The sequence below is a fragment of the Streptomyces sp. NPDC088400 genome (assembly GCF_044753355.1).
In the GTDB taxonomy this organism is placed as follows: Bacteria; Actinomycetota; Actinomycetes; order Streptomycetales; family Streptomycetaceae; genus Streptomyces.
In genome coordinates, this window is the sequence record NZ_JBIVMZ010000007.1 from 264759 (window position 1) to 290282 (window position 25524).

The following is a 25524-nucleotide window of genomic DNA, read 5'->3' on the forward strand; positions in this document are numbered from 1 at the left end:
TCGTAGCTCCCGCCAACCCTCCCGGGGACCCAGCATGGAGTGCGTGAACAGCGCACGACCGTGCTGTTCGGACCAGGAGGAGCCAGCATGACCACCACATTCATCACCGGAGCCAACAAATCCCTGGGTTTTGAAACCGCTCGTCGCCTCGTCGAGGCGGGGCACACCGTCCTCCTCGGTGCCCGCCACCGTGAGCGCGGCCGGGCCGCGGCCGAGTCGCTCGGCGCCCGGTTCGTTCAGATCGACGTGACCGACGACGCCTCGGTCAAGGCCGCGGCCGCGGATGTCGCCGCGCATGAGGGAACGATCGACGTCCTGGTCAACAACGCCGGCGTCCTCGGCAAGGTCGGCCCCGTCGAGGAGTACACCGCGACCGACGTGAGCGCCGTGCTCGACGTGAACGTCGTCGGGATCGTGCGCGTCACACACGCCTTCCTCCCGCTGCTGCGCAAGTCGCCGAACCCCGTCATCGTCAATGTGTCCAGCGGAATGGGCTCCTTCGGTATGACCCAGGACCCTGCGCGGATCGAGTCGCGGTATGCCTTGCCCCTCTACTGCGCCTCGAAGGCCGCGGTCACGATGCTCACGACGCAGTACGCCAAGGAACTGAAGGACGTGAAGGTCAACGCCGCAGACCCCGGGCAGACCGCGACCGACTTCACCGGCGGCCTCGGACACAGCGTCGCCGACGGCGCGGAGTCCATCGTGACCCTCGCGACGATCGGCCCGGACGGGCCGACGGGACAGTTCATCGGCCGATCCGGGAACCTCCCGTGGTGAAGCTGCCCTGAGCCCAGAGTCGGTCGACCCGCCGCCTTGCGCATACCTCATGCTCGTCATCTCTACGCTCAGTGATCACGAAGGACGGCCGTGCCCGCGCTGCCGGCTTGCCCGCTCGAACCCCTGTGGGACCAGTTCGCCGCGATCCTCCCCGTCCGGGAGGAGTTCCTTGATCTACGGGCTTCTCAACGGCTCGCTCCCAGGTCCTGACCGGTTCGTCGGCCGGGTGGGCGAGTTCGACGGCGACGCCGTGGCGCCGGCGTACTGGTCACAGCCATCAACGAGAGGCTGTGACCAACATCCTCATGCTCGTCCTGGTGGCTTTCACTGGTCTTCGGTGTCGAATGCCTGGGCAACGGCGAGGCTGTCCTCGTAGATATGGTGCCGGGTGACCAAGCCGTCTTCGAAGGTGAGGTGCATAGCGAACCGCGCGCGATACGCACGTCCGGTGGACCGAGCGGTCTGGCGAATCTTGCCGGTCACGACCGCGTCGTTTCCGTCGATGAGGATGCGCTCAACCTCAGTCGCCACCTGCTCCGGCACGTGATGCTCGGCAAGTTCGCGATAGTGGGCGGCCGCGTCGGCCCGGGTGGACCGATGACGGATCCAGGGCGTGGCAGTACGACCGTGCTCGGCCTCTGGCCAGTTCAGCTTCCAATCGCCCCGCTCGGCGTACAACTCGGCGATGCGCTCGGGGTCACCCTCACCGATGATGCGCAGTAACTCCTCAGCCGCGGCCCGTGTGTTCGCAGATGTGGCTATGGACATGATTGGCCCCTCCGTATGGTCCGCGTCCTGCTCGCGCGGCGAGATCACCAACCTAGCCCGCACAGTCCGGCCGAGACTATTACCTCCGAAGTACAAGCGCATCATCAAGATCCACCTTCGAAACGCACCTAGAGCCTCTCGTTTGGATCTTGCCGGGCTCGCGTGCCCTGGCACCGCGCCTCGCCGCGTTGTCGTCACTCCACGACGCTCCGCGTCGCCTCACTCCTCCGCCTTGCGATCCACGGCACCAGACCCCGCTCCCTGATCCGGCCTGATCCAAACGAAAGACCCTAGGGCCGCGGCACATACGCGACGGAATATGACCGGCAGGGACGCCATCCGCAGAGCCCTCGGTCCGGCCCTGGCGTCGGCCACCCTGGTCTCCTCAGGCGGAGCCAGGGGCAGTTGGCGGTTCCGCAACGCCGATGAAGTTCCCGGCCACGGGCCGGATGCGGACCGAGCATCCAGACGAAGAGCACCGTGTCGTAGCGTCGCGGCGGCTGCCACTCGAAGAGTGTCGGCCTTCACCTTCGGGCGAGGTCAAGAGGCAAGGTCAAGATGCACGAGTGCCCGCGCGGCACCGTCAGCGCGCTGCCAGCGCGCTGAGCTCGGCGATCTCGCCGGGCCCGACCCGGCAGCACCCGCCGACCAGCCGTGCCCCCGCGTCCTGCCAGGAGCGCAGCCTGGACGCGTCGAACGCCGCCTCCCCGCGCCAGCCCCGCGCCACCGCGTCCCACTCCTCGCCGCTGTTCGGGTAGACGACGACAGGCTTGCCCGTCACCGACGCGGCGATCTCCACAGCACGGTCCGTGTCCCCCGGCTCACAGCAGTTGATCCCCACGGCGATCACGGAATCGTTCCCGGCGGCCAGGGCGAAGGCGTCGGCGAGCGGCTGCCCGGCCCGGGTGTGGTCCCCCGCGATCGAGTACGAGAGCCAGACCGGCACCCCGCAACCGTCGGCGGCTCGCAGCAGCGCCTCCGCCTCGTCGGCGTCGGGCACGGTCTCCAGCGCGAGCACATCGGGACCGGCCGCGGCGAGGGCCTCGATCCTCGGCCGGTGGAAACGCTCCAGCTCCGCCACCGACAGTCCGTACCGACCCCGGTACTCGCTGCCGTCCGCGAGCATCGCCCCGTACGGACCGACCGAGGCGGCCACCCACACGTCCCGCTCCCCGGTCTCCCCGGCGGCGCGCGCCAGCTCCACACTCCGGCCCAGCAGGGCGCTCGCCTCGTCCCGTGCGACACCACGCTGGGCGAAGCCCTCGAAGGTCGCCTGGTAGCTGGAGGTGATGAGCACCTGCGCGCCCGCCCGCACGTATGCGGCGTGGGCGGCCTCGATCTGCCGGGGGTCGTCGACGAGAAGCCTCGCCGACCAGAGTTCGTCGGACAGGTCGCAGCCCTGGGCCTTGAGCTGGTTGGACAGACCGCCGTCGAGAACGACTGTTCCCTCAGCGAGGACGGCGGCGAGTGTACGGGCGGGCTTCACTGTTGCTCCAGAACTGGGGGAGGAGGTCCACGTCGAGCCTATGCCTCCGCGGTGTTCCCGGTCTGTGGCCCGCCCCGGCGGGTGATCCCGCGAGCCGGACGGCACCGCGGCGGATCCGGATACCGCGCTCAGCGGACCCACGGGCCGTCCCACTCCCGCCCTCGCTCACGCTCCCACCCCCGTTCGCGCTCACGCTCCCGTGCGCGCTCCCGTTCCCGTTCCCGCTCGCGCTCCATCGCCACGAGCCGGCGCAGCATCCCGCCCACCCGGTCGTTCGACTCGTCGGCGGCGTCGATCGCCTCTATGCACTGCCAGTACAACGCCTCCTCGTCCGTGTCACACGCCACCGCGACCAGCGCGATGCCCACCTCGCCCAGCAGCACTCCGAGTCCTGCCAGAGCCGCTCCGGGGTCCGGCACCGCGGAGAGCTGGGCGCCCCGTACTCCGCCGGTCCGCAGCCCCGGCTGATCCGGTAATCCGCACCCTCGCCCGCCCGCTTCGGCGAGCTCGCGCGCCGCGCCTTTCAGCTCTTTCGGTCCGGTCAGCGCCAACTGGTTGCCGATCGCCTGGGCGAGAGCCTGTGCCTGCCAGGCCTCCGCGATGACCTCCAGCGCGTCGGCACTGCCGGCCAGAGCATGCCGACTCACTCCGATGAGCCGTTCCGCATCCATCCGCAGCCCCCGTTCGTACGACAATCCTGCCCACTCGCTCCACTACCCAGAGTGAGGTAATGGCGGCAGAAACGCCAGAGCAATGCGGAAATCTGTGGACAGCAGGCTCGTTGTGCATAACTCGCCAACTCCGAAGAGTGACAGTCACCGGGATTCAGGCTCCGCAGAAGACGGCTTGGGCGGGTATCGGACCTCATTCCGGTCCACCTTGGCGGCGAGCGCGGCCAACGCGTCGATGCCCAGCACCTCGCAGAACTGGAGCAGATACGCCAGGACATCCGCGACTTCATCGGCCACCCGGTGGGCGGATTCCGGGTCCTCCATCACCCGCGCCGACTGCTCCGGCGTCAACCACTGGAAGATCTCCAGCAGTTCCGAGGCCTCGACGCTCAGCGCCGCCGCCAGATTCTTGGGGGTGTGGTACTGCCCCCAGTCCCGTGCCGCCGCGAACTCGGCCAGCCTGCGCTGCAGTCCCGCTACATCCAATTCCGTCATGGGTCCAGATCTACCACCGAGACACCGGCGGCTCCGCGCGCGTACGAGGCATCGCCGACCGCCCCCACCAGCCTGAGGGGCCCCTCCGCGCAGACCGCCGCCGCCAGAAACAGCAGTTCCCGCGCCTGCCGCCGGTCCAGGCTCCGGTCGAACCCGTCCGCGAGGACGGTGAGCGACCGCAGCGCCGCGGGCACTTCCACCGCCTGGTCCCCCGCCGGCACACCGGGACCGGTGAGCAGCACGAGCGCCAGCGCCAGATACCTCAACTCCCCCTCGCCGAGCCGGTCCACGGGAGTCGCCGCCCTGACCCCCGAGGCGTCCCGGACGGGCAGCGCCCGTACCGTACCGTCGCCCAACTGCTCGACCGCCAGCTCCGTCACCGGCCCCGCGCACCCGGCGCGCGCCGCCGCGGCCAGCCGGTCATGGCTTGCCCCGCACCGGTCGCGCGTACGGTCCAGCACCGCCGCCAGATTCTCGCAGCCGCGCCGCAGCCAGCCCTGATCTGCGGCCACCGGCCGCCGCATGAGCTGCGGCTGCGGATCGCAGGCGAAGACGGATCGCAGCGCCACCACGGTCTGTTCGGCCGCGGCGAGCACCCGCAGCTGCCCCTCCGTCCGGCCCGCGACACGCAGCGGCAGCAGTGCCGTGCCCAGCCGGTCGTCGGGCAGCGGGGCGCGGGTCACGGGCGCCGCACCCGCCGTGTGCCAGGCCGCCTGTACCGAGGAGCGCCCCGGGTCGCGCAGCGCCGTCGTCAGCAGGGTCTGCCCACCGCCGGTCAACCGCTCGCCGACGATACGGAGTTCGGGCTCGGCCTGGACGGCGAGATCGAGCTGTACGGGGCCGGCCGGGCCGTCCACGGTGCAGCCGATCCGGAAGCCGCGCCGCCCCTGCGCGTCGGCCGCGGCCCGTTCCGGAACGCAGGCCACCGGATCGGGGAACACCTCCCGGAGCGAGGCGCCCGCGCCGAGCCGGGCGAGGGACTCGTACGCGCGCAGCGCCGTGGTCTTTCCGCTGCCGCTCGCCCCGGTGAAGAGCGTCATCGGGCCCAGCGGGAAGGCGGCTCCACGGTGCGAGGTGAAGGCCGAGAGCCGCAGTTCGGTGACGATGGGGCGGGTGCGGGTAGCTTCCATGGCCGGACCGTATGCGGCACAAATGGTGCCGAACCGTTCCGCCTGGAGGACCTTCCTACGATCGGGGGACGAGTGTCCGCCCCGGGGGACACAGGGCCCGCCGGGGTACGAAGTCCGGGGTCCGGGTACGGGGTCCGGAGCAAGGGTCCCGGCGCCCGGCGGCAGCGGCAGGACCCCCGGAACCTCAGGGGACGATGTCCGCGGCGATCCCCTCGACCTCCGTACCGGCCGGTGCCAGCAGGAAGACGTTCTTGTCGACCCGGTGCATCCCGCTGCCGAGGCCGAAGACCACCCCACTGCTGAAGTCCAGGATGCGCTTGGCCACTTCGGTCTCCGCGCCGGTCAGATCCAGCAGCACCGGAATCTTCGCGATCATATGGTCGGCGACCTCCCGCGCGTCCGCGAACACCTGCACCCTCAGGACGATGAAGCGGCGGTTCTCCGCCGTGTAGTCCCGGGGCGCGGTGGTGTGGTCGACCCGCGAGGGCCACTCGTTGCGGCCACGCAGCGGAACGACCTGGGCCAGCCCCTCCCACTGCTCGTCGGTGACGTCGTACCTGTCGTACCTGTCGTACCTGCTCACCGGACCACCTCGCCCGCACACGTTGTCTGCATCCGGCCATCCTCCCGCGCCTCACCCGTTCGGGCCAATCAGCGACACGGCCCGGTTCGCCGACCGTGATCGGCGCCACTACCGCACCGGTCAGGCGGGCCGACCACACGTCGAAGCCGGCCGAGGCGGGCAGCGGGCAGCCCCGCCGCGAGCGGCGCCCGAAATCGTCCCCGGTCAGGGCCGGTGCGAAACTGTGGGGGTTCGTCACACCGCTCCGGAATCGAGACCGCCTTGCCCCACCTTTCCACCGTCCGGGCACCGTTGGCGCCGATCGCGGCACCACTGCTCGCGCTGGCGCTCGCGCTCACCGGATGCGCCGAGACCGGGGCCGACTCCGGTTCCAGGTCCAGTTCCGACTCCGGCTCCAGGGCCGACTCCGGGTCCGGCTCTTCCTCGGACGTACGGCCGCCGAAGGCGAACGCGCCCTTCGACTACCAGCTCGGCGGAGCGTACGACCCGCCCGACGGAGTGACCACGGTCGTCAGGGACAGGACGGCGGACCCCGCCCCCGACGCGTACAACGTCTGCTACATCAACGCGTTCCAGACCCAGCCGGACGCCGCCGTGAAGTGGTGGCAGGACAACCACCCCGACCTGCTGCTGCACGATGCGGACGGCGAACTCGTCGTCGACGAGGACTGGGACGAACCGCTGCTGGACATCTCCACCGCCGACCGGCGCGACCGGTTGGCCGGTGTCGTCGGCGGCTGGATCGACGGCTGCGCGGACAAGGGGTTCGACGCCGTCGAGGCCGACAACCTGGACTCCTATCTCCGGTCGGACGGGCTGCTCGACCAGAAGCAGGCGATCAGCTTCGCCCGACTGCTGACCGCACGCGCCCATGCGGCAGGACTGGCGATCGGTCAGAAGAACGCGGCGGAGATGACCGGGCACGGGAAGGACACCGGCTTCGACTTCGCCGTCGCCGAGGAGTGCGCGCGTTACGAGGAGTGCGCGGACTACGCCGATTCCTACGACGACAAGGTGCTGGTGGTCGAGTACCGGGAGGCCGACTTCGCGGTCGCCTGCCAGGACTGGGGAGACCGGCTGTCGGTCGTCCTACGGGACAGGGACGTCGTGCCCGCGGGAGAGCCGGGCCACGTCGGCAAGCGCTGCTGAGAGCACCGCCGACGCCCCCGACCTCCCGCGCCCCGTAACCGTACGACCGCGCGTCACGCGTCACGCGTCAGACCAGGCGTCACGCGTCACGGGAGTCGGAGGACCGTCCCGACGACTCCCGTCGCTCACGCACCGCCAGCCGACGCGCCTCGTTCTCATGGAAAAGGGTGGCCAGCCGCTGGGTGTTCTCGTCGAGTTCGATGGGAGCGTTCTCGTCCTCGTCCTCGGAGATCAGACCGGCCGCCAACTGCTGCTGATGCTGCACCATCACGGGCGGCTGAGGATCGTGGTCGGAGGGGCGCGGGCCTTCGGGGCCGTCCGGGCCGAGACGCACGAGCCGCTCGATCCGTACGACCCTGAACAGGCGCCCCTCGACCTCCAGTTCGTCGGCCGGTTCCTCGTCGAAGCGGTCCGCCGCCTCGGAGTACGGCACGCGCTCCTGCGGATCGAGCCCGAGCTGCCAGGGGATCATGACGCGCAGCCCCATGGTCAGCGTGTCCCGCGCGCCCTGGGGCGTGGTGCTCGTAGCGCTGGAGTCCGGCCGCCAGCCCCTCCGGTCCTTCTCGGCCGTCATGAACGTCGCGGGCAGCATCATCCCTCCCGGGTGCGTGTACGCGGCGCGCCGGGAATCCTCCAGCACGTCGTCGGGCACGGTGCCCGCCTTACGCACCATCGACAGCAGTTCGACCTTCAGGATGCCTTCGGACATACCGGTGGCGATGACGGGATCGAACACGAACCCGGCCGTGGGGTCCGGGGCCCTGTATGCCTCACCCGGCTCCATGGGGTCCGGGTCGGTGGGCCGCGGCGGCTCGGGCCCCTCGGGCCCCGAGCGTACGAAGCACTCCGCGCGCGCGACCCGGTAGCGGACGCCGAGCACGGCCAGCTCGTCGAGGGTCTCCCACTCCATACGCTCGGCCGCGCGCATGCATTCGGCCTTCCCTTCCAGGTCACCGGCCTTCTCGGCCTCCTGGGCCCGCATCCGGAACTGGGAGCCCATGCTGTCGCGGGCGTCCTGCGGAGCCAGCCCCGAGAACGAGGAGACCAACACCCAGCCGCCCGCCTCCCGTTCGCGGATCACTCCGAAGAGCGGGCCACCGGCCGAGAGGATGTCCGGATACCTCTCCCGGGCCTGCCACGCCTCCACATCGGCCACCGCCTCGACCGGCCCGTCCGGCCCTGACACCCGGATCGTCCGGTATGCGGGAACGTTCTCACCAAGCTCTGCCATGCGCACCAGCATGCCCACTCCGACCGGGCGCACGGGGCGAATCCGTGGAAACAGCAGCCGACCGCGTGACACATCCCCATACCCGTACATACGTACGGGATCTTTCCCGGGCGAGATCGCTTCCGGGCGGCCGTCCCGGCGACTACCTCTGGCGCCGATGCCGCCAGGGCAGCCCGAACCTCCGCCGGGCGGACGGTTTCGGCAGGGCGGGACCGACGGTCGGGCCCTGGTACGGCGGTGGGTCCTCACCGGCCGGACCCGCGTTGTCGTCCGCCGGAGGATGCAGCCCCTCCTTGGCGTACCGGGTGGTGGCGATCGTCTCCACGAGCTGCTCGTCGGTGAAGTCCTCGGACCCCCGCACATGCGGTACGAACCCGATGAGCACGCCGTCCTCCACGACCTCCGCCCTCAGCCCCAGCACCGCGTCGATGTCCCAGACCGCCTCGCCCCCCTCGGCGAGCACGATCTGTACGCCGCACTGATATACCCCCAGGTGGGCCAGGTGGGCCATCACGCCCCGGGCCCGCAGCGACGTCACGAGACGGCCGGCACGTTCCTCGTCCATCCGATGGCCATCTCCCTGTGCGGCGGCTTCTGGACGGATATGTCCTACAGCACTCATGGTAGGCCGAATCCCGGGGAGGGCGAGCGGACTACGGGCGGGACTACGGGCCGGGCCACGCCGGGCCACAGGCCTGGCCGCGAACTGAGCCGCGATCCGGGCAACCAAACGGCTCCACGGGCGGGCCCACGGGCCGGCCCCCCGGTGAGCGCTCGGAACGGCCCCCGCCGGATCCGCGTCAGCGGCCGCCGGGGGCCACTGTCAGCCCGACCGTTGGACCGGCACACGGGCACCGGCCCATCCCCGTACTTCCTGTTCCTCCAGCGAACGGACCCACAGGTCCACGAGCACCGCGGTGTCCTCCCCGGGCCAGGGACCGACCCCGATGATCCGCATACCGGCCTCCTCGGCGGCCAGGATGCCGCAACGGGAATCCTCGACCGCCAGAGTGTCGGCCGGCTCGGCGCCGCAGAGCCGCGCGGCCGTCAGATAGACGTCCGGGTAGGGCTTGGGCCGGATGTCGTCGTCCGGCACCACGATGTGATCGAAGCGGGCGAGAAGTCCTGCCCTGTCGAGACTGGATTCGACGACCTCTCTCGGGCAGTTGCTGGCGACGGCCAGCGGGGCGAACTTCGAGACCTCCTCGACGAGTTCACGTGCGCCGGGCATGGTCACGGGATCGTCGGTGACCAGCGCGAGGAAATGCGCGAGCAGTCGGCCGGTCATTTCGGCGCCGAGTTCGGGGCGGCCCGCCTCGTCCGCCATGAGGCGTCCGCATTCGGTGTAGTGCAGCCCCTTGGAGCGCTCCGCGAAGCCGGGCGCGGGGGTGAAGCCGTACTCACGCAGGGCCCGAATGCGCGCCTCCTGCCAGTGGCTTTCGGTGTCCATGAGAGTGCCGTCGCAGTCGAAAACGATGGCCGCGGGGGTCCAGGAAAGAATGCGATGAGCTGTCATCCGCTTGCTTTCTGTCGAAGAGAGCCCTTAAAGCGGCAGCGCGGGCCGCCGCGACAGCGCGAAGCGCTGCGGGCGCGTTGTTGGTTACCCGCTGGCGAGCGGGCGCGATTCCGGCGGGCGCGGCCTTACAGAAAAGGCGAGTTCCGGCGACCACCGAAGAACATAACGATCACTACGCTAGAGAGGTAAACTCTGGGTAGTCAAGGAATCACATTAAGTGTCTCTATATGTTTATTGGTAGTCGAAGACGCCGAAAGCCTTCTGCTCGCCGTCCTGAATAAATCGAAAGACGCAGGTCGCGTGGTGTGGCACACACAGGACCCGGGCGGCCGGGCTGTATTCGACGAAGCGCGCGGCTTTCAGCCGACCGGCGGTAGGGCGCAGCAGAATGCCACGGCTTTCCAGGGCGGCGGCCTGGCGGGCGGCCTCCAGAAGGATCATGCCCGGCACATGATCGGTGGCGTGGTCGAAGAAGAACGGATGCCTCGCGTCGGCCGGTTCCACGAGGAGAGCGGCGCCGTCGGTTCCGATCATGACGTCATGTGCGCCCGCCACGCCCAGACTTCGTGGGTCGGGGCGGCTGACGTCGGCCGGCCGCGGCGGGCGGGGCGCGGCCGGCTCCGTACGCCCCGCCCGCACCGTGGCGTACCGCTCGGCGCCCAGGAACCGCGCACCGCCCCCGGCTTGGGCGAACGGCACCCCGCCGGCCAGGTAGGACACCTGGAGCCGCAGGCCGCAGACCGTACCGTCGAGCTCGCGACGCACCTCCCCCGCCCGCACCAGGCAGGTGACGCCGGTGGCTCCGGAGACCGCGCGCGGCTCGGCCGACGGGTCGAGAGCGAAGAAGAGATCGGTGATCAGCAGACGCGCGTCCGGAGAGACCGCGAAATACCGCAGGGGAATATAGATGCCGAGCTGACGCAGTGTTTCCACGATCATCAGCGGGCTGTGCAGATCTCCGCCGTCCCGCGGAAAGGTCGGGTGGGACCGGGACCAGGAGGCGGCGGCTTCGTATCCGCCGTTCCGCGCCCGGCGCACGTCGGTGAGCAGGACCTCCGCCACGGAGTCCCGGTGCACCAGCTCGCGGGCGACGGTGCGGGACCAGGACAGCGGCCGGGCACCTCCGGTGGTCCGCCGGGCCGCGTCACCAACCGATGTCTTCATGCGATAAGAACATCGCAATTCTTCCCGATGCGCACCCCAGCCCCCACCCCGTCATGCCCCCGCGAAAAGCGCTACATTGCATGCCGTCATTACGTACGGTCATTATGAGAACGGAACTCCGGGGGTACACGTGCAGGTTCGGGCTGAGCAGGTTCGTGCGAAAACGACGCGCAGGTTTCTCCTGGAGGCGGCGGCACTCCTGTTCGACGAACGGGGCTATGCCGGCACCAGCATCAGCGATATCAGCGCGCGATCCGGCCGCACCAGCGGAGCCATCTACTTCCACTACGCCAGCAAGGAGAATCTGGCACTGGCCATTGTGGAGGAGCATTTCGCGACCTGGCCGGGGCTGATCGGCCGCCACAGGTCGGGCGGCCTCCCGGCGCTGGAACGGCTGGTGAGCCTGAGTTTCGATGTCGCCAGAGCTTTCCGTGACGATGTCATCATCCGGGCCGGATCCCGGCTGTGGGCGGAGAGACGTGCCATCGACGCCGCGCTGCCGCGCCCCTTCGTCGGCTGGCTGGAGACGGTCACCGGCCTGCTCGAAGAGGCGCGTCAGGAGGGGCAGCTGGCCAAGGGCGTCACGCCCCAGGTGGCCGCTCATGGTCTGGTGTGCGCCTTCTTCGGACTGCACACCGTCTCCGACGCCCTGGAGGGGCGTCGTCAGATCGAGGAGGGGCTGCACGACCTGTGGATGCTGCTCCTGACCGCCCTCCAGGCGGAACCGGAGCCCGCCACCCTGCTCGCGCGAGTGCGGGAGCAGGAACGGGAGCACGAACACGGGCAGGAGCAGGAACAGGAACAGGAACAGGAACAGGAGCAGGAGCAGGAGCAGGACTGCGGGAAACGGGGCGGCGGGCAGGACCGGCGTGTGATGTCGGAGCGCGGCTGACGGCCCGGAGACCCGCACGCGGCACGCGGGCACGCACCCCCGGCGCGTGTGCCGCGTGCGAGCCGGGGAGTGCGAGCCGGGGCGCGGACCTCCCGGCGACTCCCACGACCATGCCGAACACTCCTGCGCAGAGGGCCAGTTCAGCATGGAGACCCGCGGCCGGGCCGTCCCTTTCGCCATCTGTCGCCTGGTGCGGGGCAACATTAGAGTGACGAAATGACCACTGATTCCGTTACTTCCCCACCCGCGCGCCGCGTCGGCGTGATCTTCGACCGTGATCAGCGCCCCGAAGATCTCGCGGAGTTCGCCGCCGCCGTGGAGGAGCTCGGCGCCGACGACCTGTGGGTCGTGGAGGACCTCGCCTGGGCGGGTGGCATCTCCTCGGCGGCCATCGCCCTGGCCGCCACCCGGCGGCTGCGCGTCGGGATCGGCATCATGCCGGCGCCGCTGCGCAATCCGGCGCTGCTCGCCATGGAACTGGCCACACTCGCCCGGGCGTTCCCGGGCCGGCTGATCGCGGGGATCGGGCACGGAGCGCCGGAGTGGATGGCTCAGGTCGGCGCCGCCATCCCCACCAAGCTGGCCCTGCTGGAGGAGACGATCACGGCCGTACGGTCCCTGCTCGCCGGCGGAACGACGACGTTCGACGGGCGGACGGTCCAGGTCGACGCGGTACGTCTGGTCCACCCGCCGGCCGAGCCGCCGCCGGTGGTCGCGGGCGTCGTACGGCCCCGGTCCCTGGAACTCTCCGGCCGCGCCGCCGACGGTACGGTCATGGCCGAAGGCCAGGGCCCGCGCGCGATCGAAGCCGCGCTCGACGCCATCGCGAAGGGACGGAAGACCGCCGCCCCCGCCCGGCCGCACGAACTCGTCCTCTTCACCCACCTCTGCGTGGACGACGATCCCGAGCGGGTGACCGCCGCGAGCGCGCCGGTCATCGCGGAGTACACCGAGTTCCTCCGCGTCCCGCCGGAAGAGGTGTTCCTCGTCGCCGGTGACGCGGCCACCACGGCCCGGCGGATCCGCGGTCTGTGGGACAGCGGCGCCGACACCGTCGTACTCCGCCCGGTCGGCGAGGACCCACTCGGCCAGGTCCGCTCGGCCCTCGCCGCGCTGGGCCCGTCGGACGCCTGAGAAACCGGCGACGCAACGGGCCGGCCGCCAACAGGTCGGCTCAGCCGCGTGGTACGGGCGCGCGCTCCGTCCCGGGTTCCAGATGCGGCGGGGCGCGGCGCACGGGCTCCTTGCGGACGAAAGCGGAGCGCAACGCGTGGTACGGCTCGCCGGGACCGTAGAAGTTCCGGTGCATCAGGGCCAGTTCCTCCGCCCGGTAGTCCGCGAGTGGCTTGACCGCCTCGTCGTGCTCACGGGCGGCCTTCTTGGCTGCGATGCGCTTCTGGACGTCGGAGGTCGAGGCGAGCAGGCTCGCCATGTGGGCGACCCGAGGCGCGAACTCCTGCGGCGACGCCTCGACGACCTGGTCCACCAGGCCGATACGGTGCGCCATGACCGCGGTCACCGGCATGGCCCGCTGAGTGAGGCGTACGGCCGCCGCCGCACCCACCCGGCGGGGCAGGCTGTACGTCCAGTACTCCGAACCGTACAGACCCATCAGCCGGTAGTACGGATTGAGCAACGCCCCGTCCCGGCACCAGACTTCGTCCGCCGCTGCGGCCAGCATCGCGCCGCCCGCCGCCGCGTTTCCGCCGACCGCGGCCACCACCAGCCGGTCGGTGGTGTTCAGGATCCGCTCCACGAGGTCGTTCATCGCGTTGATGTTCGCCCAGGACTCCTTGGCGGGGTCCGCCGCGGCCTCGATGACATTGAGGTGGATGCCGTTGGAGAAGAAGTCCCGGCCGCCGCCCAGCACCAGGACCGAGGTCGGCCGCGACGACGCGAATCGGTACGCCTCCAGCAGCCGTCGGCAGTGCGCGGTGCTCATCGCCCCGCCGGGGAAGGAGAACCGCAGAAACCCGACCGGCCCGTCCTCCCGGTAACCGATGTCCGTCCAGGTGCGCCGGTCCTCGGCCGGGCTGAGCGGCGCGGGCACCTCGGGCAGCGCGGGGAGCCGGTCCCCCAGGGCCATGCGCAGGGCCATGGCCGCGGGCAGCTTGAAGGGTGCCGAGCCTCCCGTACGACGCCGCCTGCGCAGCTCCGGGATCCATACGGCGCCGTCCACCGTCGCCCGGCACACCGCCCCGGCCCGCGTGGCCACCAACTCACCAGGCCTACCGCCCAGTTCGTCCTCCGGATGCCCGCCGTGCAGGAACCATTCCTCGCCGAACAGTGTGTCCAGCACTCCCGGCTGGGAGTCGGCCGCCCGGAGCTTGCGCAGCACCACGGCGGTGGCGTCCGACGACCAGTCGACGCGTCGCACGTTCTGGTCCAGGTACGGCCTGTCGTGATCGTCGGCGTCCCAGCCCTCGCCGTGCTGCGGGCGAGGAGTGAAGTCACCGGCCCCGAAGCGCTCCACTGCACGAAGGACGGCCTCCAGCGCGGCGTCGGAGATCTCGTTGCGGTACAGGTCGCTCTTGCCCACCGGCGGCAGCGGGCAGCCGGCATGGGCCCAGACGGCGCCGCCGTCCATCACCTCGTCCGCCTGGAGCACGGTCACGCCCCAGCTCCGCGCGCCTTCGTGGATGGCCCAGTCCAGCGAGGACGGCCCGCGGTCGCCGAGCGGCCCGGGGTGCACGATCAGACAGGTGTGCGCCGTCCACACGTCCCGGGGGATCGTGGCCTTCAGTATCGGGGCCACGATCAACTCCGGCGCGTGCCTGCGTACGGCGTCCCTCAAGGGGTCGTCCCCCACAGTCAGATGTACCCGCAGGCTGTGGCCGCGATCGCCCAATTCGGCGAAGACGCGCTGCGTGAGACTGTTGAACGCGCTCGCGACGAGCAGGATCCGCATGTTCGGGCCTCCGGAACCGCCGTGCCCCGGCGTGAAGGTGGGTGGGCCCGGCGAAGAGGCGATCGTCTCCCATCGCATGAGGGCTTGTTCCCGAGACCCGCCGCGAAAGCGGTGACCAACCACACCTGCGAGTGGTCTTTCCGGCTTTCACCCCGAACTGTCTTGACGCATGAGCTAAGAAGACCGTCCCTGTAGGCCGAAGTCCGAGGACCGTCCCGATCCGCCGAAGGTCACGCCGTACGACCGGACCTGCGGTCCGGGGAGGCGGAGGGGCGATGCGCGCCCCGGCCCTCCGCCTCCCACGAACCGCCCCGCCCCTCTCTGTCCTGCCGGGCCTCTACACCCCCGTCACCGCCGCCCCCACCAGCCCCTCCGGATCCCGCGAGGCGTCGGAGGAAGCGGCTGTGGGCCGTGTCATGTAGCCCGAGGTGAAGAAGTACTCCAGATAGCGGTCGAGCAACACCGCGTCCACCGGCGGGCATTGCAGACCGCTTCCGGCCAGGGCCTCTTCGATGTTGCCACGGCCCAGCCGGGGGAAGATCCCTTCCAGGTACATCTCCTTGACGGAGATGTCGCCCTTGTTCACCCGGTCCACGCAGAGCGAGACGAAGGGCGCCGTCGGGCTGGTGGGATTCCGGGCGACATGGCGTACCAACTCGCCCACCCACTCCGCGTACGGCAGCATCCGCATCTCGCAGCCCGCCGCGCGCATCCGGTCCAGGACGTCGCTCAGTACAGCGGGGCGCGGGTTGGTGTGGTGGTAGACCCGGTCCGTCGCCTTGTGGTGGGTGGCGATGTGCACGACGGCCTCGGCGACATGGTCGACCGGCACGAAGTCCATCGGCAGCGCGATGTCGGGGGCCAGGCCCGTCTCGGCGATGGTCTTGAACAGCGAGCAGATCGCGGTTTCCGTGTTGCAGGCGCCGTGCAGCCGGTCCCCGGTGACCTCGTACGGCCGGTGGACGGCGACCGGAAGGCCCTGCTCCGCAGCGCGCCGCAGCAGGCCTTCGGCGACCCACTTGCTCTCCGCGTAGCCCATGGTGAGCCGGTCCGCGTAGGCCAGCGGGACATCTTCGTCGACCTCCCGCGCGCCCGCCGTGCCGAAGCCGGCGAGGACGGCCACCGTGGAGAGGAAGTGCACCGGCACCCGCCGGGGCGCGGCCAGTCTGACGATCTCCCGGGTGCCGTCGACGTTCGCGGCCCGCAGCGCGGTGTAGGGGTAGAGGAAGTTGACCTGGGCGGCGTTGTGCACCACCAGGTCCAGGGACGCGGCCAGGTCGGCGGTGTGTTCCGGGGAGAGCCCGAGTCCCGGCGCGGCGAGGTCGGCGGGGAAGCAGACCAGTCGGCGCCGCGCGGCCTCGTCCGCGCGCAGGCCGTAGCGGGTGAGCGCGGCCAGCACGCGTCTCTCGGCGTGCGCGGTGCCAGAGGCCCGTACCGGACAGTGGACACGGGCCGTCGTGTTCCGCAGCAGCCGGTCCAGGAGGAAGGCACCGACAAATCCGCTGGCACCGGTGAGCAGCACGTCGGACGGGTCGTCGGGGTGGGGCTCCGGCCCTTCGGCAGGCGGCAGCGAGAAGCCGAGTTCGGTCTCGCGTACGAAGTCGATGTCCGTGTCCGGTGACGGAGCCTCGGGGTGTCCGCCGCGGTGGGCGCCGACGGCCGCGGCGTAACCCTCCAGCGTGGAGTCGGCCAGCAGGGCGCGGATGAGAGCGCTGCCGAGGGCGGCGTCGAGGCTCAGCAACGCGAGCGTACGGGCGACGACTTCGGCGGCCAGCAGGGAGTCGCCGCCGATGTGGAAGAAGTTGTCCTCGGGAGCCGGTCGTACGCGCAGCACCAGGTGCCACACCTCGGCGAGCGCGTCCAGCAGTCCCTCCACCTTCGCGGCGGGACCGCCCTTGCCGCCCCCGCTCGCCCCGTCGCCGGATGCCCCGCCGATGGACGTCCTGTCCTGTGTGCCGCCGCCGTGCGGGCCCCCGGCGCGGGACTCGGCCGTGCCGGACTCGTCGGTGCGGGACTCGGCCAACAGGCGTTTACGGTCGACCTTGCCGCCGCTCGTCACGGGGAACCGGTCCTTGACGACGAGGGCCGGTACCGCCTGGGCGGGCAGCCACTGCACGCAGTACCGCCGCAGCGCGTCCACCGGCACGGTGTCGCCGGGCCGCGCGGGGGTGAGAAAGGCGGTCAGGGTGTCGGCCCGGAGTTCGACGACTGCTTCGCCGACCTCGGGATGGCAGCGTAACCGGGCCTCGACCTCGTCCAGTTCGATGCGCTGACCGCGCAGTTTGACCTGCCGGTCCAGCCGCCCCCGGTATTCCAGCAACCCGTCGTGGCGTTGTGCGACACGGTCGCCGGTCCGGTACAGCCGGCCGCCCGGCTCGTCCGGCCGGCTGACGAACCGTTCGGCCGTCAGCTCCGCGTCCCCGATGTACTCCAGCGCCAGGCCGTCCCCGCCTACGTACAGCTCCCCTTCCTCGCCCGGCACCGTCGGGGTGCCGTCCGGGCGCAGCACATGGCAGGTGGAGGCGCCGAATGCGCGGCCGATGGGGATGTCGGCCGTGTCCTCGGAGTCCTCGGAGTCCTCGGACAGCTTCGGCAGGATGTACGCGGTGGAGACCACGCTGTTCTCGGTGGGGCCGTAGAAATTGACGACGGTGGTGTCCGGGCACGCCTCCTGTACGGCGCGGACCAGGCCCGGGTCCATCGCCTCTCCCCCGGCGGAGGCGAACCGCAGCCCACGCAGGGCGCCGGGCCGGGTTCTGGCCAGGTGGTGGAAGACGCTGGTGGTGAAGTAGGCGACGGTCACGCCCTGGGTACGGAAGCGGTCCTCCAGGGCGGCCGGGGAGAGGAGTTCCTCGCGGTCCACCAGCACGAGGCAGGCGCCGCCGAGCAGTCCGCGCCAGATCTCGATCGTGGAGGCGTCGGACGAGAGGCCGTAGCCGTGCAGCACTCCGTCACCGGGGCCGGGCGGCGGCAGTTCCGGTTCGGACAGCACCAGTTGGACCACGCCCCGGTGCGGGATCGCGACGGGTTTCGGCCGGCCGGTCGAGCCGGAGGTGAACATCACGTAGGCGCGGTCGGTCGCTTTCGGGGCCGGCCGCGGAGTCCCGGCCGGGAGCCGCCGGGGAGACTCGCGCCGGGCCGGGGCCTGAGCGGCGTCCGCCACCGGGTCGATCTCGATACGGGTGTGCAGACCGCGGATGCGGCGGGTGCTGCCCGGGAGAATCACGGCGACATGGACTCCGGCGTCCTCGGCCATGGCCCGCAACCGGGCCGGCGGATGGTCCTCGTCGAGGGGTACGTAGGCACAGCCCGCCTTGAGGATGCCCAGGAAGGCGACCAGCGCTTCCAGTGAGCGGCTGCCGCACACCCCCACCGCGGAGCCGGGCTCGACGCCGGCCGCGAGCAGCCGCGCCGCGAGGTGGTCGGAATCCGCGCCGAGTTGTCCGTAGGTGATGACGTGGTCGTGGTAACGGGCCGCGGGTGCCTGCGGGGTGGCCCGCGACCGGGCCTCGAACAGCTCCGGCAGGCTGCGGTCGCGCGGGTAGGTGAAGCCCGGTGCCTGGCCGGGGTCCGGTTCGGGCGGCCGTGCCGCCGGTCCGGGCTCCGTCGTCAGGTCGGGCCGGGAGGCCGTACCGAGGTCGGGGTGAGGGGCCGTGCGGGGGTCGGTACTCATAACGGTCCTGCCTTCCGGCGCTGTCGTGGTCGGGTCAGCGGTTACCGTCGGCCCCGGCGAACTCGGCGGCGAAGGCAGCGAAGTTCGCGGTCCGCCAGCGCTCCGGGCGCATCCGGAAAGTGATGTCGTCGACGAGCTGCTCGTGCGTGGCCACCAGGTAGTCCCGTGCGTCGCCGGTGGCCAGATAGCGGTGGGCCATGGCCTCGCGCTCCACCGCGTCCGCCGGGTCGGCGACGGAGACGACCGGACCTTCCACGCTGACGTACCGGTAAGGGGGGGCCTCGTCCTGCACACAGAGGCTGAACCGCCCGGCCTCGTGCAGCAGTCGGGCCTTGACGGACTTACGGCCGGTCTGCACCACGACGTCCTTGCCGGGCTCGTACCGGTACCAGACAGGTACGAGCAACGGCGCGCTGGTTCCACGGGTGTCGGTGACACCGAGGACGCCGACATGGATGTCGGCCAGGAACCGCTCGCGTTCGTCACCTTGCATGACGGGCACCATCGAACAGCCTCCACAACTCGATCCGGACCGGTAGGCCCCAACAGCCCCGGCGGTAAGGGAGAGCAGCGGAACCGGGGCGGCGACCCACTCGGCCACCGCGCCGCGGGCGGGTCGCACGCACCCGCCGGACTCCGCAGCAAACGTCTCGCGGTACCGGTATGCCCCCGCCTACTCCAGATGACCCCGAAAGTAATCCATTTGGGGGTTTAATACTACGAATGCACCGGTAGGGGAAATATCCGACTGCGAGAACTGAGGGCGCCCGAAGCGGGATTCACCTAAGGTAGCCAGTCGGATACTTTGTGTGGTCTACGTCGAGATCCTCCTTCGGGGCCGCCTCGATCAGGAGGGCCGCCTCGATCAGGCCGGGTTACGCGTGGGGCGTCGTCGCCTGTACGGCTCCGTTACGTGTGCGGCGCTGTTCGGCCGGAGCCCCGGGCGTGCGACCGGGCGGTCGGCCGTCCTGACGAGACCCGCGGAGACCCTGCCGACGCGAGATCACGGAGAGACACAGAGAGACGGAGACAGACATGTCCGTGCCAGCAGCCCGCGTGGAGCGAGTCGGTGTGTTCTGCGGCGCCCGCCCCGGTGCCAGCCCCCAGCATCTGCGACTCGCCACCGAGTTCGGCGGGGCGCTGGCGCGCCGCGGAACGGGACTGGTCTACGGCGCCGGAGGGGTCGGCATCATGGGCGCCGTCGCGGACGCGGCGCTGGACGCCGGGGCCCCGGTCACCGGAGTGATCCCACGACATCTGTACGAACGTGAACAGCCCGACGAGTCGCGGACCGAAGTGATCGTCGTGGAGACGATGCACGAACGCAAGGCGCTGATGTACCGCCTGGCGGCCGGGTTCGCCGTACTCCCCGGCGGCTTCGGCACACTCGACGAACTGCTGGAGGTGGCGACCTGGAACCAGCTGGGCATCCACCACAAGCCGCTCGTCCTGGTCAACCGGGAAGGGTTCTTCGACCCGTTGCTGACGCTCCTGGACAACATGGTCTCCGACGCCTTCATCAGCCCGGAGGAGCGCGTCGTGATCCAGGTCGCCTCCGGGGTCGAGGAGGCCCTGGACCGACTCGTCGAACCGTCACTCCGGCCGGTCGCGCCGACGGCCCCCGCTTCCCCGACGGCCCCCGCCTTCCCTCCGGCCCCGGCCTTCTCGCCGGCCCCGACCGGACCCGCGTGACGCGCGTCACGCGAGCCGACGGTGCATCGGCCTGTTTTGCCTGTGGAGGCGTCGCCCGGAGACACTGGAGGTTCCCGCCAGCCTCGCGAGCCCCCGAAAGCAGCCTGACCGCACATGCACGACCACCTCCCTGTCACCCCGTCGGCCACAAGCGAGACGGGGCCGGACACGGGAACACCTGACGAACCGCTCTCCGGCGGGCTCAAGCAGCGGCATCTGACCATGCTCGGGCTCGGCGGCGTCATCGGGGCCGGGCTCTTCGTCGGCTCAGGGGCCGGGATCGCGGTCGCCGGGCCCGGGATCGTCGTCTCCTACCTGATCGCGGGCGCGCTCGCGATGTGCGTGATGCGGATGCTGGGCGAGATGTCGGCCGCGATGCCGGCGTCGGGGTCCTTCTCCGTACACGCCGAGCGGGCCCTCGGCCGGTGGGCCGGGTTCAGCGTGGGCTGGCTGTACTGGTTCCTGCTGGTCGTCGTACTGGCCGTGGAGGCGACGGGCGCGGCGCAGATCGCGCACGGCTGGCTGCCGTCCGTACCCCAGTGGGCGTGGGTACTGCTCTTCATGCTGCTCTTCACCGGCACGAACCTCGCCGCCGTGAAGAATTTCGGCGAGTTCGAGTTCTGGTTCGCCGCCCTGAAGGTCTTCGCGATCGTCGCGTTCCTGGTCCTCGGGCTGCTCGCGATCTTCGGCATCCTGCCCGACACCGACCCCGTCGGCCTCACGAACCTCACCGGGCAGGGCGGCTTCCTGCCGGGTGGCTGGCAGGGCGTCGTCTCCGGTGTCCTCGCCGTCGTCTTCGCCTTCGGCGGCCTGGAGGTCGTCACGATCGCGGCGGCCGAGTCCGACGACCCGGTGCGCTCGGTGGCCAGGGCGGTGCGCAGCTCGGTGTTCCGGATCCTGTTCTTCTACGTCGGCTCGATGCTGGTCATCGTGACCGCGTTGCCGTGGACGGCGCAGAAGGCGGGGCTGAGTCCGTACGTCACCGTCCTCGACGCGATCGGCGTCCCGTCCGCCGGGCAGATCATGAACATCGTCGTGTTCGTGGCTCTGCTCTCGGCGCTCAACGCCAACCTCTACGGGGCGTCCCGGATGGTCTTCTCGCTCGCCGAACGGGGTGAGGCGCCGGGCTCGCTGCGAAAGGTGAGCGAGGGGGGCGTGCCGCGCCGGGCGGTCCTGGCCTCCGTGGCGTTCGGCTTCGTCTCCGTGCTGCTCAATCTGAAGTGGCCCGACTCGGTCTTCCTCTACATGCTCAACTCGGTCGGCGCGGTGCTCCTCTTCGTATGGGCGCTGATCGCCGCGTCGCAGCTGCGCCTGCGGCGGCGTATCGAGGAGGAGGCACCGGAACGCCTGATCCTGAAGATGTGGCTCTTCCCGGGCCTGACCATCGCGGCGCTGGTCGCGATGGCGGTCTTGTTCGGGCTGATGCTGACCGACGACACGGCGCGTCCGCAGCTGCTGTGGTCCCTGGGTGCGGCGGCACTCGTCCTGGCGGTGGCGGGCCTGCGGGAGCTGCGCGCACGCCGCGTGTGAACCGGACGCCGGAATTCCGTGCGGCCCGGCCGCTCCACCGCCGTGTCGCCCGCCACCGATACGCGGGCCCCTGTCCGGCGCGAATCATCGCTCCGGCAGGGGCCCGCGTATCGGCGTCCTGACGAATCCCGGCAGGGACTGTCAGTAGGGGCCGTTCACATTGTCGATCGAGCCGTACTTGTCGGCGGCGTAGTTGCACGCGGCCGTGATGTTGGCGACCGGGTCGTAGCTGTCGGTCGACGTACCGGGCACGTGGTAGGCCTGGAACGTCGGGTCGATGACCTGGAGGAGCCCCTTGGACGGGGTGCCGGCCACGGCGTTGGAGTCCCAGTTGTTGATGGCCGCCGGGTCGCCCGCGGACTCGCGGATGATGTTGCGGTGGATGCCGTCGTAGGTGCCCGGAATGCCGTGGGCGGCCATGACGTCCAGCGACTCCTTGATCCAACCGTCCAGGTTGTCGGAGTACGTCTTCTCCGCCGCCGCCTGGACGACCGTGGCGCCCGCACCGGACTTCGCGTTTTCGGCACTCGCCTGTGTGGCAGCGCCGGCCGTGGCCTTCTCGGCCTTGGCCTTCTCGCCGATCGACAGCTTGGTGCCGGGGTGAAGCAGCGACGGGTCGTCGCCGACGGCCTTCTCGTTGTCCTGGTACAGCTTCTTCCAGCCGCCGCTCAGGGAATGCGCGTGCGCGATCTTGGAAAGAGAATCACCCGCGACCACGGAGTAGCTGGCCGGCTTGGCCTTGACGGCGGCGGGCGCGGTAGCCGCTTCGGCGGCGACATGACCCGCCGACGGGGCCGCACTGGCGGTGGTCGCGGCCACCAGCGGAAGGGCGAGTACGGCGCCACCCGCGCCCACGGCGACGAGGCCTCGGGCGAGCGGGCTGATTCTGGGACGACGGTGCTTGGCCTTTGCGGGCATGACGAATTCCTCTCCGTCGCCTGCGAGGTGAGCTGTCGGGTTCGGGCGGGAGATGCCCGGCCGCGTGGGAATGCGACTTCACCCCTAGCCGGTCCGGTATCGGATCAGCGACTTACCTGGGTTCCCCGCTCCTGCCGTAGGTGAGTGGGTGTGGTTTCCGGACAGCGGCAGGATTCGGCGTTCTATCCGGAGTGACGTGAAACTAGACGAGAACGTCCGGGCGAAACAAGTCCTGAATTCACAACGCCCCTCCATAAGGGAATCCGAACCGGCAAATCCCGGTCTCCCCATTCCACGCCAGGAAACTCAACTCTCCTTCCCTGTGAGCGAAGTGGACGGGCGAGCAAGAACCTCACCGCGGCGCAGGGCGTGACGGGAATCACGAGGCAAGGGGGGGATGCGCGTCACAACACCGAACAGAGGGCAGTAAGTTACGCGAATATTCCAAATAAGACTTAAAGCAAGAACGCCAGCAAAACGCCCATATGGGCGGCTGATGCTGTACGGGCCTCGTACTCCGCGACGACGACGCGACCGACGCCCCGGGACGCGCCCACCCCGACACCGCCCCATCCCGACATCGCCCGGCCGGGCAGCAACACCGACACTCCAGAGTTCGTTCCCACACAGCGAGTCACCCTCGTCCGGCCACTCCTTGCCCGGGTGCGCCGTCGGCGGCATCAAATGGGCAGCGACGGTCGCATTTCTGACTGCCTGTCGTCACATCACTCAGGAATATGATCTCCCGCTCAAGGCAACCGGGTTCATCCGGCAATGCAGGGCGATCGGGAGTCAGAAACCTTTCCGGCGCTTCCTTTTACCCGAGAACCGGCGAATTCCAGATTCTGGAGTCTGCGGAATACGCGGCACAGGGCTCGGGGATGTGGAGCGTCACCGGAGAATTGCCGACCGACACGGCTCTCGCCCCGCCCACTCGCGGGCGTCAGCCTGCCAGGCAGTCGCGCACAGCCGCGACGAGGCGGTCCGCACGGGCGTCGCCGTGGCCGATCATGCGGTTGGCGGTGTACGCGAAGCCCACGCCGAACTCGTCGTCGCCGAAGGCGAATTGGCCGCCGGCTCCGTCGTTGCCGAAACTGCGCTCCCCCAGCATCGGCCGGAAGGCCGGCGAGTCGAGCAGGAAGCCCGAGCCCCAGCGTGCCCCGGCGTCGAAGCCCAGCCACCCCTTGCCGGACGACATCTCGCGGACCGCGTCCGTCACGGTGTCCGGTGTGAGCAGCCGCTCCCGGCCCTCGATGCCGGTCACGGTGGCGGCGTAGAGCCCGGCAAGTCCGCTCGCCGACGCCGTGGCACCGGCTCCGGGCAGCTCCATTCCCAGCAGCGCCGGGTCGTTCCAGCCGTGCGGCTCGTCGAGACCGGGGAAGGCCAGGGCTCCGTTCATCGTCACGATGCGGGTGAGCAGGTGCTCGGGCCCTGGCATCCCCGGCCGTCCCTCGGCCTCGACGAGCCGGGCACGGCCGGCCGTCTCCTCGGTGGGCAGGCCGATCCAGGCCCGTAGTCCCAGCGGGTCGCCCACGACGCGGCGGAAGTACGCGCCGGGAGTGAGCCCGGTGATGCGCCGGATGACCTCACCGATGAGGAAGCCGAAGACGTGACCGTGGTACTCGTACGCCGTGTCCGGCTCCCACAGCGGCTTCTGCTCCTCCATGGCCCGGGTCACCGGTGTCCAGCCGGCGATCTCCTCGAAGCTGAGTACCCGGTCGAGGGCGGGGAGTCCCGCCCGGTGCCCGAGGACCATGCGGCAGGTGATGGCGTCCTTGCCGTGCTGCGCGAACTCGGGCCAGTACCGGCTCACCGGGGCGTCGAGGTCGAGGCGTCCCTCCTGCGCGAGGAGGTGGGCGCACAGGCTCACGATGCCCTTGGCACAGGAGAAGACCGGCACCACTGTGGCCTGGTCCCACGGCCGGCCGGTCCGCTGGTCCGCGACCCCGCCCCACAGATCCACGACCTTGCGTCCGCCGGCGAACACCGTGACGGCAGAGCCGAGTTCGGGGAACTCGGTGAAGTTCCGCGCGAACACGTCGGCGACGGCTCCGAAGTGCTCGTCGGCCCATCCGTTGCGCTGATCCACCGTGTCGCGCCCTCCGCATGGCCGTGGGGGCTCGTTGTGCCCAGGGGGTACGCGCCTCTGCCTCCCACGGTCGTTGACCGGGTCACAGTACGGCGATGCGCGATCTCGTCACGAACGATTTAGCTCGCGGACCGGCCTCAGGTCGACACCCCAGGCCTGGTGAGGCCGCTCTCATAGGCGACGATGACAAGTTGCGCTCGGTCGCGGGCATTCAGCTTGGCAAGCAGGCTGCTCACATGAGTCTTCACGGTCGGCAGACCGATCACCAGACGCCCGGAGATCTCGGCGTTCGACAATCCGTTCGCGATCAGCACGAGCACCTCCTGTTCCCGCTGGGTGAGCCCGGCAAGTCTTGGTGTGGGCCGGAATGTCTGGAGCACTTCGCCGCGGGGAGAGAACTTCGCGAGGAGGCGGCGCGTGACGGTCGGTGCCAACACACCGTCGCCGTCGGCTATGACGCGAATACCGGCGACCAGGTCGGAGGGCGAGGCGTCCTTCAGCATGAACCCGCTGGCACCTGCCTGAAGGGCCGGGTAGACATACTCGTCCATGTCGAACATGGTGAGAGCAAGCACGCGAACGTCTGCCATTGAGTCGTCGGAGCAGATCTGCCGCGTAGCGGCCACGCCGTCCATGACGGGCATACGCAGGTCCATCAGAACGACATGTGGTTTCAGCTCTCGGGCCAGTTCCACTGCCATGGCGCCGTCACTTGCCTCCCCGATCGCCTCCATTCCGGGGGTCGAATCGACAAGGAGACGGAAACTCCCACGCAACAGTGCCTGATCGTCCGCGACCAGCACCCGGACCGCCTCGGCCATCCCGGATTCCTCGCATGGTGTTCATTGG

At 70.2% G+C, this 25524-nt stretch carries 22 protein-coding genes and 1 riboswitch; of the genes, 6 read left to right on the forward strand and 16 right to left on the reverse strand.

The window, feature by feature from the left end; all coding sequences use genetic code 11:
• Positions 1-87 precede the first annotated feature (87 nt).
• Complete coding sequence (locus tag ACIQD6_RS19770; protein WP_401884209.1) at positions 88-780, forward strand: SDR family NAD(P)-dependent oxidoreductase; 693 nt, start codon at positions 88-90, stop codon at positions 778-780.
• 324 nt (positions 781-1104) lie between these two features.
• Here the strand turns inward: ACIQD6_RS19770 and ACIQD6_RS19775 are convergent, their stop codons facing one another.
• The 6 genes from ACIQD6_RS19775 to ACIQD6_RS19800 form a co-directional block, all read right to left on the reverse strand.
• Positions 1105-1548, reverse strand: coding sequence for a nuclear transport factor 2 family protein (locus ACIQD6_RS19775; RefSeq protein WP_401884211.1), 444 nt, complete (start codon positions 1546-1548; stop codon positions 1105-1107).
• A gap of 583 nt (positions 1549-2131) precedes the next feature.
• On the reverse strand, positions 2132-3034 hold the full coding sequence (mmuM, locus tag ACIQD6_RS19780; RefSeq protein ID WP_401884213.1) for a homocysteine S-methyltransferase: 903 nt from the start codon (positions 3032-3034) through the stop codon (positions 2132-2134).
• Positions 3035-3162: 128 nt separating this feature from the next.
• On the reverse strand, positions 3163-3705 hold the full coding sequence (locus tag ACIQD6_RS19785) for a DUF6099 family protein (RefSeq protein ID WP_401884215.1): 543 nt from the start codon (positions 3703-3705) through the stop codon (positions 3163-3165).
• Between the two features lie 144 nt (positions 3706-3849).
• Positions 3850-4200: a nucleotide pyrophosphohydrolase gene (locus ACIQD6_RS19790; RefSeq protein WP_401884217.1), complete on the reverse strand. Its 351-nt coding sequence runs from the start codon at positions 4198-4200 to the stop codon at positions 3850-3852.
• A complete protein-coding gene (locus ACIQD6_RS19795; RefSeq protein ID WP_401884219.1) occupies positions 4197-5330 on the reverse strand; it encodes an ATP-binding protein in 1134 nt (377 codons plus the stop codon). The genes ACIQD6_RS19790 and ACIQD6_RS19795 overlap by 4 nt, the downstream gene beginning before the upstream one ends.
• A 184-nt stretch (positions 5331-5514) precedes the next feature.
• Entirely contained in the window at positions 5515-5913 is a 399-nt protein-coding gene (locus ACIQD6_RS19800; RefSeq protein ID WP_401884220.1) for a cell division protein SepF, read from the reverse strand.
• 261 nt (positions 5914-6174) lie between these two features.
• On the opposite strand from ACIQD6_RS19800, the gene ACIQD6_RS19805 reads away from it, so the two are divergent.
• Positions 6175-7062 carry an endo alpha-1,4 polygalactosaminidase gene (locus ACIQD6_RS19805; RefSeq protein WP_401884221.1) on the forward strand — a complete coding sequence of 296 codons (888 nt, stop codon included), beginning with the start codon at positions 6175-6177 and terminating at the stop codon, positions 7060-7062.
• A 79-nt stretch (positions 7063-7141) separates the two neighbouring features.
• Here the strand turns inward: ACIQD6_RS19805 and ACIQD6_RS19810 are convergent, their stop codons facing one another.
• The 4 genes from ACIQD6_RS19810 to ACIQD6_RS19825 form a co-directional block, all read right to left on the reverse strand.
• Entirely contained in the window at positions 7142-8293 is a 1152-nt protein-coding gene (locus ACIQD6_RS19810; RefSeq protein WP_401884222.1) for a DUF5954 family protein, read from the reverse strand.
• 142 nt (positions 8294-8435) lie between these two features.
• Positions 8436-8858 carry a hypothetical protein gene (locus ACIQD6_RS19815; RefSeq protein ID WP_401884223.1) on the reverse strand — a complete coding sequence of 141 codons (423 nt, stop codon included), beginning with the start codon at positions 8856-8858 and terminating at the stop codon, positions 8436-8438.
• 258 nt (positions 8859-9116) lie between these two features.
• The gene (locus ACIQD6_RS19820) at positions 9117-9809 is read right to left on the reverse strand and encodes an HAD family hydrolase (protein ID WP_401884225.1); all 693 of its coding nucleotides are present in this window, start codon (positions 9807-9809) and stop codon (positions 9117-9119) included.
• Positions 9810-10040: 231 nt separating this feature from the next.
• Positions 10041-10973 (reverse strand): ScbA/BarX family gamma-butyrolactone biosynthesis protein, encoded by a 933-nt coding sequence (locus ACIQD6_RS19825; protein ID WP_401884226.1) that lies wholly within the window; start codon positions 10971-10973, stop codon positions 10041-10043.
• 130 nt (positions 10974-11103) lie between these two features.
• Between ACIQD6_RS19825 and ACIQD6_RS19830 the strand changes: the two genes are divergently transcribed.
• Together ACIQD6_RS19830 and ACIQD6_RS19835 are read left to right on the forward strand one after the other, a co-directional pair.
• Positions 11104-11865 carry a ScbR family autoregulator-binding transcription factor gene (locus ACIQD6_RS19830; protein WP_401884228.1) on the forward strand — a complete coding sequence of 254 codons (762 nt, stop codon included), beginning with the start codon at positions 11104-11106 and terminating at the stop codon, positions 11863-11865.
• A gap of 216 nt (positions 11866-12081) precedes the next feature.
• The gene (locus ACIQD6_RS19835; protein WP_401884229.1) at positions 12082-12999 is read left to right on the forward strand and encodes an LLM class flavin-dependent oxidoreductase; all 918 of its coding nucleotides are present in this window, start codon (positions 12082-12084) and stop codon (positions 12997-12999) included.
• A 40-nt stretch (positions 13000-13039) separates the two neighbouring features.
• On the opposite strand, the gene ACIQD6_RS19840 is transcribed toward ACIQD6_RS19835, so the two are convergent.
• The 3 genes from ACIQD6_RS19840 to ACIQD6_RS19850 all read right to left on the reverse strand — a co-directional run bounded on the left by ACIQD6_RS19840 (position 13040) and on the right by ACIQD6_RS19850 (position 18939).
• On the reverse strand, positions 13040-14773 hold the full coding sequence (locus ACIQD6_RS19840) for a hydrogenase maturation protein (protein ID WP_401884440.1): 1734 nt from the start codon (positions 14771-14773) through the stop codon (positions 13040-13042).
• Positions 14774-15110: 337 nt separating this feature from the next.
• Entirely contained in the window at positions 15111-18446 is a 3336-nt protein-coding gene (locus tag ACIQD6_RS19845; protein WP_401884230.1) for an amino acid adenylation domain-containing protein, read from the reverse strand.
• Positions 18447-18480: 34 nt separating this feature from the next.
• Positions 18481-18939, reverse strand: coding sequence for a pyridoxamine 5'-phosphate oxidase family protein (locus ACIQD6_RS19850; RefSeq protein ID WP_401884232.1), 459 nt, complete (start codon positions 18937-18939; stop codon positions 18481-18483).
• Positions 18940-19481: 542 nt separating this feature from the next.
• Between ACIQD6_RS19850 and ACIQD6_RS19855 the strand changes: the two genes are divergently transcribed.
• A complete protein-coding gene (locus ACIQD6_RS19855; RefSeq protein ID WP_401884233.1) occupies positions 19482-20138 on the forward strand; it encodes a TIGR00730 family Rossman fold protein in 657 nt (218 codons plus the stop codon).
• 114 nt (positions 20139-20252) lie between these two features.
• Positions 20253-21668, forward strand: coding sequence for an amino acid permease (locus tag ACIQD6_RS19860; protein ID WP_401884235.1), 1416 nt, complete (start codon positions 20253-20255; stop codon positions 21666-21668).
• Between the two features lie 141 nt (positions 21669-21809).
• Here ACIQD6_RS19860 and ACIQD6_RS19865 read toward each other — a convergent pair whose 3' ends face one another.
• The 3 genes from ACIQD6_RS19865 to ACIQD6_RS19875 form a co-directional block, all read right to left on the reverse strand.
• Positions 21810-22586: a transglycosylase SLT domain-containing protein gene (locus ACIQD6_RS19865; RefSeq protein ID WP_401884237.1), complete on the reverse strand. Its 777-nt coding sequence runs from the start codon at positions 22584-22586 to the stop codon at positions 21810-21812.
• 4 nt (positions 22587-22590) lie between these two features.
• A riboswitch (cyclic di-AMP (ydaO/yuaA leader) is annotated at positions 22591-22776 on the reverse strand.
• A gap of 753 nt (positions 22777-23529) precedes the next feature.
• Entirely contained in the window at positions 23530-24675 is a 1146-nt protein-coding gene (locus ACIQD6_RS19870) for a serine hydrolase domain-containing protein (protein WP_401884238.1), read from the reverse strand.
• Between the two features lie 137 nt (positions 24676-24812).
• Entirely contained in the window at positions 24813-25496 is a 684-nt protein-coding gene (locus tag ACIQD6_RS19875) for a response regulator (RefSeq protein ID WP_401884239.1), read from the reverse strand.
• Positions 25497-25524: the final 28 nt, after the last annotated feature.